Raw genomic sequence first — 12,911 nt, 5'->3', positions numbered from 1 at the left:
GGCACCGGGCCTTGCTTCCCGATCCCTCCGACGGCTACCGGACGTTCAGTCGAGATTAACGCCTCACCGCAGCTCACGCACTCTTTCGCCGACTTCCCTCAAATGGCGGCCACGCGCTTGGCAAGATCGTCGGCGAGTTCGCGCGCACGGTCGGGATCGGTGGCCTCGACCATCACGCGCACCAGCTGCTCGGTTCCGCTGGGCCGCAGCAGGACTCGCCCGGACTCGCCGAGGATGCGTTCGGCCTCGGTAACGGCGTCGCGGATCTCGGGGGCCGCGGCGACGGCGGCGCGGTCCGACACGGGCACGTTGATCAGCACCTGCGGCACCGTCCGCACCAGGCTCGCGAGGTCGTCGAGGCCGCGACCGGTCTCGGCCATGCGGGCCATCAGCTTCAGGCCCGTCAGCACGCCGTCGCCGGTGGTGCCGAACTTCGGGAAGACCACGTGCCCGGACTGCTCGCCGCCGAGGGTGTAGCCGCCGCGGCGCAGCTCCTCCAGCACGTACCGGTCGCCGACGGCGGTGGTACGCACCGTGATTCCGGCCTCGCGCAGCGCGAGGTGCAGGCCGAGGTTGCTCATCACGGTCGCGACCAGGGTGTCGTGGGCGAGTTCGCCGGCCTCGTGCATCGCCACCGCGAGGATCGCCATGATGGCGTCGCCGTCGACCACCGCGCCCGCGGCGTCGACGGCCAGGCAGCGGTCGGCGTCGCCGTCGTGCGCCAGGCCCAGGTCGGCGCCGTGCTCGCGGACCGCGCGCTGGACCTGGTCCAGATGGGTGGAGCCGCAGCGGTCGTTGATGTTGAGGCCGTTCGGTTCGGCGTTGATCGCGACGACCCGCGCGCCCGCCTCGCGGTAGGCCGCCGGTCCCACGTCCGAGGCCGCGCCGTGCGCGCAGTCCACCACGACCGTCAGCCCGCTGAGGTCGCGGCCGGTCGCCTCCACCAAATGCTCGACATAGCGTTCGTGGGTGCCGTGCAGGCTGTAGTGGTCGTCCACGTGGCCGTCGATGCCGGACTGGCTCAGTATCCGGCCCAGCCCCGCACCCGTCGGGCGCACGAAGGCGCGTTCGCGCACCAGTTCCTCGATGCGGTCCTCCACGGCGTCGTCGAGCTTGCGACCGCCCGCGGCGAAGATCTTGATGCCGTTGTCGGGCATCGGATTGTGCGAGGCGGAGATCATCACGCCCAGGCACGCGTCGTACGTGGCGGTGAGGTAGGCGACGGCCGGTGTCGGCAGCACCCCGACCGAGAGCACGTCCACCCCGGCGGCGGTCAGGCCCGCGGTGACCGCGGCCTCGAGCATCTCGCCGCTGGCGCGCGGGTCGCGGCCGACCACCGCCACCGCGCGGCGCTTACCACGCCCGAGAACCTGTGCCGCCGCGGCCGAAACATGTAGCGCCAGTTCCGGACTCAACGACTCGTTGGCAAGCCCGCGGACTCCGTCGGTGCCGAACAAACGTCCCATTCCCTCGCCCCTAGTGTCTGATCGCGGTGCCCGGCCGCGGTCTTGGTTGCGCGTCCGCGGGAACCTCCATAGTCACGCAGGCTGCCCGTCCGCGTGGCCGAATTACGAAGTGCCGCGGCTGGATACAGCACGAGAGCAGGCGCCCGGACGGGGCGCCTGCTCTCGTACGAAGGCCGCACGCCGCAAGATCAGCGCTTCGAGTACTGCGGAGCCTTGCGGGCCTTCTTCAGGCCGTACTTCTTGCGCTCGGTGGCACGCGGGTCACGGGTCAGGAAGCCCGCCCGCTTCAGGGCCGGACGGTCGTCCGGGGTGACCTCGATCAGGGCGCGGGCGATCGCCAGCCGCAGGGCGCCGGCCTGACCCGACGGGCCGCCGCCGACCAGGCGGGCGAACACGTCGAAGTTCTCGGTGCGCTCGACGGTGACCAGCGGGGACTTCACCAGCTGCTGATGCACCTTGTTCGGGAAGTAGTCCTCGATGGTGCGGCCGTTCAGCACGAAGTTGCCGGAGCCGGGCACCAGGCGGACGCGGACCACGGCCTCCTTGCGGCGGCCGACGGTCTGCACCGGGCGGTCGATCAGGGCCGGGGCGACGGTGGCCTCGAAGGGCTCCTCGTAGCCGGCGCCGTCCTCGACGACCTCGGCCGGGGCCTCCTCGACGTACTCTTCGTTGAATTCCTCAGGAGCGGTCACTGGGCCACCTGCTTGATCTCGAACGGAACGGGCTGCTGGGCCGCGTGCGGGTGCGACGGGCCGGCGTAGACCTTCAGCTTGCGGGCGATCTGGTTGCCCAGCTTGTTCTTCGGGATCATGCCCTTGATGGCACGCTCCACGACACGCTCGGGACGGGTCTCCATCAGCTGACGGACAGACCGGGTCTTCAGACCGCCCGGGAACCCGGAGTGGGTGTGGATGAACTTGCGGTCGGCCTTGTTGCCGGCGATCGCAATCTTGTCGGCGTTGATGATGATGACGAAATCGCCACCATCGACGTTCGGCGCGTAGGTCGGCTTGGTCTTGCCCCGCAGCAGATTCGCTGCCTGCACGGCAAGGCGGCCGAGCACTACGTCAGTGGCGTCGATGACGTACCACTGCCGGGTCACGTCACCCGCCTTCGGGCTGTACGTAGGCACAGTGCTTCCCTGTCTGTCGTCGTGTTCTGCCGGCCAGGCGAGCGGTCGGGTGATCCCGGCGGCCAGTGGAGACCCGGGGCCCGTCGGACGACGCGAGAATTCCGCGACGTACCGCACGCCAACGGGCAACGATACCAGCAGGCCCATCGGCCCCTGAAATCGGTCACGCAAGGCGTTCGACCGGCGCGGATGCACCGGGCGGCGACTGCCACGGCTCGAATGTGCCCTCGCCCCGGTGGCCGAATATTCGGCGTTCCGGACATGAGGCACTGGATCGGTAGCAGCGCCGCTCCTCCCTGCCCGCGCCGCAGCTGTCCTGCCTGCCGGAGTGTTCCCGGCGTGCCCACAGCTCAGATGTGCATGGGCGGGCCCGGATCGATGGTGCCGCGGGGTGTGGGGATCGTGTAGCGGAGGTTGTGCACGCCGAGGCGTGGGCAGTCGTCGGAGTCGCGGGCCTGGTTCGTGCCGTGTGACCGGTCCTTCGGGGTGAATGCGCAGAGGGGCGCGGAGTCGAGGACCGGGCGGGCGGAGTGGTCGGCCGCGCCGCCGGGGTGCAGGAGGAACGCGGCCAATGCCACCGCCCCGACGATCGTCGGGGCGCCGAACGGGTTGTCCTTGACCTTGCGCGAGCGCTTGCCGTGCTCCGGCTCGTCGCCGGATTCGGCGTCCGGAGCGGTCCGGGTTCCGCTCGGGCGTTCGGCTTCAGCCTGGTCGTCGGCCGGACGACGGCCGAGGACGGTGGTCAGCTGGTCGTCGGGCGGGATCTCCGGCGGCCGGGTGAAGCGGCTGCCGGTCTCGTTGAGCGCGGTCTGGTCGCGCGTGATGCGGGTGGTCTGCTCATGATCGGGTTCGCGGGCGGCGTGGCGGCCGTGCCGCGGCGGCGAATCCGCTTCCCGCGCAATCGTGTCCGACCCGCGACGGGACGATGCCACGACGGGACCGACGTGCCGAATACCCTGGTCGACCGGGCGGCCACCCGCGTGGCGCACCTGATCGGTCGGGGTGCGCAGGCTGTGCCGCCCGCCCTCCTCGACCGGAGCCGCCATCATGGGCGTAGCCGACGTGAGGCCGGATTGTGCCCCCGCAGAACCGAAATGCTGGGTCGGCCCCGCCCCCGGTCCCCCGCTGGGCATGCCGGGCGTCGCCTGTCCAGCCGAGCCCGGCCCGGAGTTCCCCGGGTCCACCCCGGATTCCCCCGACGCCGGACGCCCGGCCCCCGGCTGTCCGATGTCCTGCCCGCCCCCACGCGCGCCGGGCGCCGTGGCCCCCGAACCGGACGACGGCCCCCCGAGCGGCGATCCCGATGCGGGACCCGACCCGAACGACGGTTCTCCGAGCGGCGATCCGGGCGTTGCGGGACCCGAGCCAGAGGCACCCGGCCCCGACGACGGGCCCCCGCGTGGGAATCCCGATGTGACGGGACCCGAGTCTGAGGCGAGACCGCCGGGCGGCGATCCAGGTGTAGCGGAACCCGAGCCCGAGGGACCCGCGCCGGACGGCGGGCCCCCGCGTGGAGATGCCGATGTGGCGGGACCTGGGCCTCCGGGCTGCGAGCCCGGGGTGGCGGGACCCGAGGCCGGGTTTGCCGGGCGCGCAACGGGTCCCGAGGCGGGATGTGGGTGGTCCGGTTCCTCGTCGGCATATTCGCTGTCGGTGACGAGCAGGTGGGCCGCGCCCAGCGCCAGCGCGTGCATTGGATGATCCGCGACGCGCAGCCGGTGACCCAGGTGGTTCTGGAACGCCAGCCGCAGCGCGTCGTTGAAACACACGTTTCCGGTGAGGAGCACGGTCGAGGTGTCGGCGCCGATGGAGCGGGCCGCGGCCATCACCTCGATCACCACGTTGTCGGCGGACTGGGCGTCGCGCATGGCGTCGGGGGCGATCGGCACTCCGACCGACTCGGTGGGCTGCTCGTCGTCGCCGTGCACCGCGACCACCAGGCAGATCCGGCCGTCGGAGTACACGCCGGTGGCCCCGTTACCGCCGCGACCGGCCTCGGGCGGACGGACCAGGCCGAGCGCCCGCACGTATCCCGACAGCGCCACCGATTCCGGTAGCGGTTCGGTTGCCACATCCAGCATTTCGACAACCCGGCAGTACTCGTCGATCTTCTCGTCGGGCCAGTCGTCCGGGTAGGGCAGCGCCACGACCTGCGGCTTGCCGCGCACGTGCTTACCGATCGCGGCCAGCGGGTTGTAGAGGCGGGCGCGGAACACCAGCTCCACCGGCCAGGTCGCACCCGCGATCCGGATCTGCCGATGGCCGAGCACGTCGCGCACATCGGAGATGGCGATGCCCAGGTCGGGACGCTGCCGCTCGGCGCCTGCCGTGTGCAGTCGGCCCGACGCGTCCGCCAGCAGATACGCGGGCGGCGTGTATGTGCCTTCCACCTGGACCGGGCGGATCGGTGTGCCACCGCCGCCTGCGGCCACGGACACCACATCCCAGCCGAGATGCATTGCCCCAACTCGAGCCGTCACATGCATAAGTGTGCCTGCTGCGCTGCCGACACGCTCGGGGCAGGGCAGGATTCCCACACTGAGCTGCGGGTTCGCTGAATCATGCCGAGGTCTTCCGCAGGCGCAGCCGCCACCACGTCAGCACCGACAGCACGGCCGTGATCACCAGCAGCATGCCGATGTCGAGCAGCCAGAAGCCGGCCTTGTGCTGCCAGATCGCGTCCGGCTGGGCGTTCGCGAACAGATAGCGGAGATCGACCGTCGCGGCTCCCGAGGCGAAGCCCCAGCGCGACGGGAAGATATAGGAGAGCTGCTCCAGCACGATGCGGTCGGTCACCGGGATCATGCCGCCTGCCATCACCAGCTGGCACATGATCATCACGACCAGCAGCGGCATCACCTGTTCGTTGGATTTCGCCACCGTGGACAGCAGCAGCCCGATGACGACGCACGCCACCGCCGTGAACGCCAGATCGAAATACAACTCCACGCTGCCCGACGGGATGAGCGCGCCCTTGCCGGGCGGGTTCTTGCCCGCCAGCACGATCCCCACCAGCACCGCCGACTGCAACAGCGCGGCGATGCCGAAGATGGCGACCTTCGCCAGCAGATACGCCGACGGCAGCAGCCCCACCGCGCGCTCGCGGAAGAAGATGGGGCGCTCGCCGACCAGGTCGCGCACGGTCAGCGTCGAGCCCATGAAGCAGGCGCCGAGAATGAGCACCACCAGCAACTGCTGGGTCTCACCGCCGCCGTCGAGGACGAACGTGCCGTCCGGCAGCGGCACCGGCACGCCGGGCGCGAAGCCGTTCTCACCGGGGACCACCAGCGACAGGATGCCCAGCACGAACGGCAGCACCACCAGGAACGCCAGATAGCCGCGATCGGCCAGAATCAGCCGCACCTGCCGCCGCGACAGTGTCGAGAACTGTTTCCAGCCACTGGATTTCGGGGGCTGCCCACCGCCGCCGCGCGGTGCGACCGGGGGTGGCGGCGGAGTCGCGGCGGCCTGCCGGGACCGGTAGTGCGCGAAGGCCCGGTCCGGGTCGGCGGCGACCCGCGCGAAGATATCCGCCCAGTCGCTGGTGCCCAGGAAGTCGCCGACGGTCGCGGGATGCCCGCAGAACGCCGTCTTACCGCCGGGCGCCAGCAGCAGCACCTGATCGCACATGTCGAGACACGCGACCGAGTGCGTGACGACGATGACCGTGCGGCCCGCGTCGGCCAGCTCGCGCAGCATGGTCATCACCTGGCGGTCCAGCGCCGGGTCCAGGCCGGAGGTGGGCTCGTCGAGCAGCAGCAGCGCCGGACCGGTCAGCAGCTCGAGAGCGACCGAGGCACGCTTGCGCTGACCGCCGGACAGCTTGTCGACGCGGGTGTCGGCGTGCTCGGTGAGCGAAAGCTCCTTCAGCACACCGTCGATGACCTGCTGGCGGTCGGCCTTGCTGGAGTCGGGCGGCAGGCGCAGTTCGGCGGCGAAACCGAGGGCCTGACGGACGGTGAGCTGGCGGTGCAGCACGTCGTCCTGCGGCACCATGCCGATTCGGCTGCGCATGGCCTCGTACTCGGCGTGCAGGTTGCGGCCCTCGAAGGTGACCACACCCGCGGACGGATGTGTCGATCCCGCAATGAGTTTCGACAGCGTGGACTTGCCCGCGCCGGAGGGCCCGATGAGCGCGGTCAGAGTGCCGCGCCCGGCCTGCATGTTCACGTCGATCAGCAGTTGCTTGTTGCCCTCGACGGTGAATCCGACGCCGTGCACATGCAGGCCCTGCTCGGTGACGGGCTTCTTGCGGTGCTTGAGGGCCCCCTCCTGCACCACGAAGTCGACGTTGCCGATGGTGACGATATCGCGCTCGCGCAGCGCCACCCGCTGTTCGCGACGGCCGTTGACGAAGGTGCCGTTGGCCGAGCCGACGTCCTCGAGGACCAGGCCCTCGGCGCCCTTGACCAGGCGAGCGTGCCGGCGCGAGGCCAGCGGATCGTTGACGACGATCTGGTTGTCGCTGGTGCGGCCGATGGTCAAGCCGCCGGCGGGGATTCGGTCGGCGCGGGCGATCGGCGCGGTGGACGCGCGGGCGCGCACCGGCGGCAGCGCGGAGGTATCGGCCTTGGTCGTCATGTTGACGTTGGGCATGTTGGCGCTCGGACCCAACGGGACCGGCTGCCGGGGTTGGGAATTCGGGCGCTGCGGCGGCGTGCGATCGCGCCCGTGCGGCGGCGATTGCGGGCGCTGCGGCGGACCACCCTGGGGACGCTGCGGCGGCTGTTGCGGGCGCTGCGGCGCGGGAGGTCGCTGGCCCGGCGGCGGCTGCTGACGATGTCCGCCGGGCGGAGTCTGCCCGCGCGGATGCCCGTCCGCCGCGGCCTGCCCCGGGACGGCGCGGGACGCTGCGGCGGCGCCTGCCGCGCGGCATCGGGCACCAGATGCAGCAGCGGACCGGTGACCGCGTCCCCCAGCCGCACGAGCGTCGGCCGCTCGATCGGCACCGGCCCGTCCAACCGCTGCGCGTCCACGAACACGCCGTTGGTACTTCCGTTATCGCTGAGTATCCAGGTACTACCCTGCCAAGTCAGTGTCGCGTGCACACGGGAAACCAGCGGGCTGTCGACGAACAGCAGTACCTCCGGCGCGCGGCCCACGGTGACGTGCTGAGTGGAGTCGAAGACCCGATCGGTTCCCTCATGGCGCACGGTGATCTTTTGCGCCCCCGGTGATGACATGTGCCGGATCCTATGCGATGACCCGGACATCGGTGAGGCCCGAAGCTGCCCTCGATTACTCTGTACCGGCGACCGCGACCGAGACGTGACCGGCCCCGGGGAGGGAGTGAAGGGTGGCAAGACGCCTAGCCATCACGGCGCTTGCCGTATCGGCCCTGGCAGCCATGGTGCTCACGGGCTGCACGATGACCGTCGACGGCCGGGCGGTGTCGATCTACGACGACCCGTTCAAGGTCGCCGGACTCCCCACCACCGACGGCCCCAGCGGCCCCCGCGAGGGCGTCCCCGACACCCCGATGTCCGCGGTCGGCGGCGACCGTGGCGAGATCGACAAGCTGGCGCTCAACGCCATCGACGACATCCAAACCTATTGGCAGGGTGAGTATCACAAGGAATTCCAGGGTGACTTCGCGCCGGTCGGCAAGTTCTACTCGTGGAACGCCAAGGACCCGAAGTCGCAGGAGACCCAGTTCTGTAAGGAGAGCACCTACCACCTGGTGAACGCGGCCTACTGCCGGCTGGACAACTCCGTCGGCTGGGACCGCGGCGTGCTGCTGCCGATGATGCAGGAGAGCTTCGGGAAGATGGCGGTGGTCATGGTGCTGGCGCACGAGTACGGGCACGCCATCCAGACCATGTCGCGCATCGTCGGCGCCAAGGATCCGGTGATCGTCAAGGAGCAGCAGGCCGACTGTTTCGCCGGAGCGTTCATGCGGCATGTGGCCGAAGGCAACGCGACCCACTTCACCATCAACACCTCCGAGGGACTGAACAACGTTCTCGCCGCAACGGTCGCGATCCGCGACGCCAACCCGGAAGACCCGGAGGCCGTGCACGGCTCCGCGTTCGAGCGGGTGACCGCCGTCCAGATCGGCTTCACCGACGGCCCCAAGGGCTGCAAGGCGATCGACATGAAGGACATCAACCAGCGCCGCAAGAACCTGCCGCAGTCGTTCGAGAGCGACCCCAACCACGGCGAGATGAAGATCACCAAGGCCAGCCTGATCGAGCTGAGCAAGGCGATGGCGGCCATCATGCCCGTCCCCTCCGAGCCCGCCTACGACTACCACGGCGCGACGCTGAACTGCCGAAACGGCGCCGACACCGCACCGGTCACCTACTGCCCGGCGACGAATACGATCGGCACCGACGTGCCCGCCCTCGCCGAGCGCGGCCTCGCGAATACCGCACAGCACGACGGCTTCCCGGCCCGCGTCGGCGGCGACTACAACGCCTACGTGGTGTTCGTGTCCCGCTACGCGCTGGCGGTACAGAACAACGCGCACCAGGCACTGACCGGCGCGAAGACCGGCCTGCGCGCGGCCTGCCTGGCCGGGGTCATCACGGCGAAGCTCGGCGACCAGAACCGCGATCCCGCCGACGGCGACATCACCCTGTCCCCAGGCGATCTCGACAAGGCCGTCTCCGGCCTGCTCAGCGACGGACTCGCCGCCAGCGATGTGGAGGGCAATACCGTCCGCAGCGGTTTCGCCCGGGTCGACGCCTTCCGCGCCGGTGTCCTCGGCAACCGCCAGACCTGTCAGTCCCGATACTCCTGAGCCGGTCTCCGACCGTATTCGGAGGCAGAAGGAACCGAACCGGCCTCGCATGCATCCAATGCATACGGGGGGCATTCGTCCCCTTCGCGTGATGAAGGAGAGATCGAACGATGAAACGCACTGCCACCATGGCCCTCGCCGTGACCGGATTCGCCCTCGCCACAGCGATGTCCGGCGCCGCGATCGCGTCGGCCGAGCCCGCGCCGCCGACCAAGGGCGTCTTCTGTTTCCACGACGACCAGAGCAAGACCGTGCCCATGTACCACCCGCTGGACAAGGTCTGCCCGCCGGGAACACGGCCCGCGCCGGGCTGGCGCAACTGACCTGAGACTGCGGTCGTCGGTGCCCGATGGAGGGGATGGCACCGGCGGCGCAGTACGGTTCGGAACAGCCTGTGAACGAAGGTGCTCGGACGATACCCGGACCCGTGAGAGGCGGCACGAACCATGCCCGAACCCACCTCGGACGTCCCCGACCACTCATATCCGCTGCGGCGGCGTGGGCGAGCGTTGTGGTTGCTGGCGCTGCCCGTATTGCTGTACTGCCTGGCGCCGTTCGTGGCGAACCGGATCGAGCCGCGGGTATTCGGAATTCCGTTCCTGATCTGCTACCTGCTGGTGGTGACGGTGTCGACCGGTCCGATCGTCGGGCTGGTGGCCCGGTTCGATCCCGCCTATCGCGAAGGGGCCGCGGAATTCGTTCCGGTCGACGATGATTCGCGGGACCCGGCATGACGTCGGATGCGGCGGTAGCGGTCACGCTGTTCGGTGTGGCGATGGTGGCGACGGTCGCGATCGGGGTGCTGTCGGGACGCGGGCGCGAACGGTCGATGGCCGAGTGGTCGGTGTCCGGGCGCGCGTTCGGCACGCTGTTCGTGCTGCTGCTCATGGCGGGCGAGTCGTACACGAGCTTCTCGTTCCTCGGGGCCGCCGGTTGGTCGTACCGGTACGGCGTACCGATCTTCTATCTGATCGCCTATCTGAGCAGCGGATTGGTGGTCGCCTACTTCGTCGCGCCGCTGCTGTGGACCTACTGCGCCCGCCATCGGCTGGTCTCGATCGCCGACATCGCCGAGCACCGGTTCGGGTCTCGTCGGCTCGGCATCGTGGTGGCCGTCGTCTGCACCATCTTCCTGATTCCCTACGTGCAGTTGCAGATTCAGGGCATGGGCGTGGTGGTGAACGCCATGTCCTACGGCGCGGTGGATCTGAAGGTGGCCGCCGTCGTGTCGTTCGTCGTGGCCGAGGCGTTCATTCTCGCGTCCGGGTTGCGCGGGTCGGCCTGGGTGAGCGTCCTCAAGGACGGGCTGGCGGTGTTGTCGGTGCTGTTCCTGGCGATCTATGTGCCCTGGCACTACTTCGACGGTCCGGCCGAGTTACTCGATCGCCTGGTCGCGGAGAAACCGCAGTGGCTGACGTTCCCCGGCGCGGGCGGCGGCACCTTCGGCGCGGGCTGGTTCGTCTCCACGATCCTGCTCAACGTGGCGACCATCTGCATCTTCCCGACCACAGTCGCGGGCTATCTGTCGGCCGCCGGCCCGACGCCGCTGCGCCGCAATTCCATCCTGCTGCCGTGGTACCAACTGCTACTGGTCATTCCGATGCTGATCGGCGCGGCCGCGCTGTTCGTGGCGCCCGGACTGACGAACCCGGACCTGGCGCTGTTCGAACTGGTCACCGACGCGCTGCCACCGGCGGTGGTGGCGGTCATCGGCATCGCGGGCGCGCTGTCGGCCATCGTGCCGATGAGCGTCTTCCTCATTTCCCTCGGGACGCTGTGGGGCCGCACCATTCTCGGCGGCGGCCTGCACGGGACCCGCCGCGCCGACGGCGTCAGCGATCGCGGGCAGCGCGGGCGCTCCCAGCTGATCTGTTTCGTCGTGGGCCTGCTCGCGCTGGCCGGCGCGCTGATCTATCCGAAGGCCCTGGTCAACCTGTCGGTGCTGTCCTACGAGGGCATCGCGCAGTTGGTGCCCGCCGTGCTGCTCGGGCTGTACTGGCGGCGGCTCACCACCGCGGGCGCGACCGCGGGACTGCTGACCGGCACCGCGATCGTGCTGGTCCTGCACGCCCTCGGCCGCGACCCACTGGCCGGGATCAACGGCGGTCTCATCGCCCTGGCCGCCAATCTCGCCGTCGCCGCCGCGGTCTCGACGGCGACCGGCTCCACGCGCGTGACCGGTGACGCCGTGCCGACCACGCGCTGAGCCGAGGCTTGCCGGACAGTTGACCGGGCTCGCGCCGCGGGGCATGGTTGGGCGATGAGCGGCGAGGAGACACGCCAGGGCGTGACGCTGACCAATCTCGACAAGCCGCTGTTCGACGGCGCCGACGCCACCAAACGCGACCTCGTCGACTACCTCGAGTTCGTCGGTGACCGCATGGTCCGCGGGTTGCGCGAGCGGCCCCTGTCGGTGGTGCGCATCCGCCCCGGGCAGGAACCGTTCATGCAGAAGAACCTGCCCAAGTACACCCCGGAGTGGATGGCCCGGGTGACCATCTGGGCGGAGAGTTCGCGCCGCGAGGTTACCTACGCACTCTGCGACGACGTCCGCACGCTGCTGTGGTTCGGCAATCAGCGCGCCATCGAATACCACCCCACCCTGCTGCTCGCCGATCACAGCACCGGCCCGACCCATCTGGTCCTGGACCTGGATCCGCCGCCCGGGGAGCATTTTCGCCAGGCCGTGCGCGCCGCCGAATTGATCCGCGCGGCCCTGCACGCCGACGGCCTGGCCGGAGCGGTGAAGACCAGCGGCGCCAAGGGCCTGCACGTCTTCGTCCCGATCGCGGCGGGCACCGGCATCGAGGACGCCGCCGCGGCCACGCGGGCCGTCGCCGTCCGTGCCGAACGTCTCGACCCCGACCTCGCGACCACCGCGTTCATCCGGGAAGACCGGGGCGGCAAGGTGTTCCTGGACTCGACCCGGTCCGGCGGCGCGACCGTGGTAGCCGCGTACAGCCCGCGGGTGCGGCCGGGCGCCCCCGTCTCCTTCCCGCTCTCGTGGTCCGAACTCGACGGAATCAGCCCTGGCGACTTCACGATCCGCACGGCGGCGGCCGCCCTCGGCGATCGTGACCCGTGGCGCGACGAGATGCCGCCGCCTCAGACACTGCCGGCCGACCTGGTCGAGGAGGGTCATACCATCCCGATCGCCCGCGTGCAGGCCATGCACGAGGGCAAGCGCCGGGCCCGCGCCCGCCGCGCCGCCACCGACTCCTGAACACCCTTCGCCACGACGGCACGAAGCCGGAACCGGTCCGGCGACCAGTTTGTATCGACCGCAAATAAAAACCTGCGTTACGGTTTGTCTGACAATTTACTGGGTAATTGCCAAGCATGCGCGAGCATCGCCCGCCGGAACCGGCGGAGCGCAACCACGAGGAGCGCGGCATGTTCGATATTGCTCACCGTCGAGCCCTGCTCGATCAGGACACGCAACGCATCATCCGCCCGTCCCGCGACGGCGATCCCGACCAATTGCGCATTGCCGAAGAATTCTACGCAGAACCGGCTGTTACCACATCCGACACGGCCGAGAAGTTTCGCACTTAGCGCCGCCGATCCGATG

The 12,911-nt window shown here is 69.8% G+C and carries 12 protein-coding genes; 6 read left to right on the top strand and 6 right to left on the bottom strand.

The features are described 5' to 3' along the window. Positions 1–98: 98 nt before the first annotated feature. The 6 genes from glmM to ACFMRZ_RS27085 all read right to left on the bottom strand — a co-directional run bounded on the left by glmM (position 99) and on the right by ACFMRZ_RS27085 (position 7,781). Positions 99–1,466 (bottom strand): phosphoglucosamine mutase, encoded by a 1,368-nt coding sequence (glmM, locus tag ACFMRZ_RS27110; protein WP_280371609.1) that lies wholly within the window; start codon positions 1,464–1,466, stop codon positions 99–101. 188 nt (positions 1,467–1,654) lie between these two features. Then, the gene (gene rpsI, locus ACFMRZ_RS27105) at positions 1,655–2,158 is read right to left on the bottom strand and encodes a 30S ribosomal protein S9 (protein WP_280270601.1); all 504 of its coding nucleotides are present in this window, start codon (positions 2,156–2,158) and stop codon (positions 1,655–1,657) included. Next, positions 2,155–2,598, bottom strand: a complete 444-nt coding sequence (gene rplM / locus ACFMRZ_RS27100) for a 50S ribosomal protein L13 (protein WP_187685274.1) — start codon at positions 2,596–2,598, stop codon at positions 2,155–2,157. Before rplM ends, rpsI begins: the two co-directional genes overlap by 4 nt. A 350-nt stretch (positions 2,599–2,948) precedes the next feature. Next, on the bottom strand, positions 2,949–5,078 hold the full coding sequence (locus tag ACFMRZ_RS27095; RefSeq protein WP_400181252.1) for a hypothetical protein: 2,130 nt from the start codon (positions 5,076–5,078) through the stop codon (positions 2,949–2,951). A 79-nt stretch (positions 5,079–5,157) separates the two neighbouring features. Beyond that, a complete protein-coding gene (locus tag ACFMRZ_RS27090; RefSeq protein ID WP_400181251.1) occupies positions 5,158–7,194 on the bottom strand; it encodes an ATP-binding cassette domain-containing protein in 2,037 nt (678 codons plus the stop codon). Further along, a complete protein-coding gene (locus tag ACFMRZ_RS27085; RefSeq protein ID WP_400181249.1) occupies positions 7,176–7,781 on the bottom strand; it encodes an FHA domain-containing protein in 606 nt (201 codons plus the stop codon). The genes ACFMRZ_RS27090 and ACFMRZ_RS27085 overlap by 19 nt, the downstream gene beginning before the upstream one ends. Before the next feature lie 113 nt (positions 7,782–7,894). Between ACFMRZ_RS27085 and ACFMRZ_RS27080 the strand changes: the two genes are divergently transcribed. From ACFMRZ_RS27080 to ACFMRZ_RS27055, 6 genes are all read left to right on the top strand, one after another. Continuing rightward, a complete protein-coding gene (locus ACFMRZ_RS27080) occupies positions 7,895–9,340 on the top strand; it encodes a metallopeptidase (protein WP_400181248.1) in 1,446 nt (481 codons plus the stop codon). A 110-nt stretch (positions 9,341–9,450) separates the two neighbouring features. Continuing rightward, the gene (locus ACFMRZ_RS27075) at positions 9,451–9,663 is read left to right on the top strand and encodes a hypothetical protein (protein WP_400181247.1); all 213 of its coding nucleotides are present in this window, start codon (positions 9,451–9,453) and stop codon (positions 9,661–9,663) included. Positions 9,664–9,786: 123 nt separating this feature from the next. Further along, positions 9,787–10,074, top strand: a complete 288-nt coding sequence (locus tag ACFMRZ_RS27070) for a DUF3311 domain-containing protein (RefSeq protein ID WP_400181246.1) — start codon at positions 9,787–9,789, stop codon at positions 10,072–10,074. Beyond that, entirely contained in the window at positions 10,071–11,546 is a 1,476-nt protein-coding gene (locus ACFMRZ_RS27065) for a sodium:solute symporter (RefSeq protein ID WP_400181245.1), read from the top strand. Before ACFMRZ_RS27070 ends, ACFMRZ_RS27065 begins: the two co-directional genes overlap by 4 nt. A 54-nt stretch (positions 11,547–11,600) precedes the next feature. Continuing rightward, a complete protein-coding gene (gene ligD, locus ACFMRZ_RS27060) occupies positions 11,601–12,563 on the top strand; it encodes a non-homologous end-joining DNA ligase (protein ID WP_400181244.1) in 963 nt (320 codons plus the stop codon). 116 nt (positions 12,564–12,679) lie between these two features. After that, positions 12,680–12,895 (top strand): hypothetical protein, encoded by a 216-nt coding sequence (locus ACFMRZ_RS27055; RefSeq protein WP_280270609.1) that lies wholly within the window; start codon positions 12,680–12,682, stop codon positions 12,893–12,895. Positions 12,896–12,911: the final 16 nt, after the last annotated feature.

Origin of the sequence: Nocardia sp. N2S4-5, assembly GCF_044628355.1 — a bacterium.
Lineage (GTDB): Bacteria > Actinomycetota > Actinomycetes > Mycobacteriales > Mycobacteriaceae > Nocardia > Nocardia wallacei_B.
This window is presented reverse-complemented; position numbering and strand designations above follow the sequence as displayed.

Excerpts from the sequence above, each read along its gene's own strand:
- glmM (WP_280371609.1), bottom strand. The coding sequence starts at position 1,466 with ATGGGACGTTTGTTCGGCACCGACGGAGTCCGCGGGCTTGCCAACGAG.
- ACFMRZ_RS27090 (WP_400181251.1), bottom strand. The coding sequence starts at position 7,194 with ATGCCCAACGTCAACATGACGACCAAGGCCGATACCTCCGCGCTGCCG.
- ACFMRZ_RS27085 (WP_400181249.1), bottom strand. The coding sequence starts at position 7,781 with ATGTCATCACCGGGGGCGCAAAAGATCACCGTGCGCCATGAGGGAACC.
- ACFMRZ_RS27075 (WP_400181247.1), top strand. The coding sequence starts at position 9,451 with ATGAAACGCACTGCCACCATGGCCCTCGCCGTGACCGGATTCGCCCTC.
- ACFMRZ_RS27070 (WP_400181246.1), top strand. The coding sequence starts at position 9,787 with ATGCCCGAACCCACCTCGGACGTCCCCGACCACTCATATCCGCTGCGG.
- ACFMRZ_RS27065 (WP_400181245.1), top strand. The coding sequence starts at position 10,071 with ATGACGTCGGATGCGGCGGTAGCGGTCACGCTGTTCGGTGTGGCGATG.
- ligD (WP_400181244.1), top strand. The coding sequence starts at position 11,601 with ATGAGCGGCGAGGAGACACGCCAGGGCGTGACGCTGACCAATCTCGAC.
- ACFMRZ_RS27055 (WP_280270609.1), top strand. The coding sequence starts at position 12,680 with ATGCGCGAGCATCGCCCGCCGGAACCGGCGGAGCGCAACCACGAGGAG.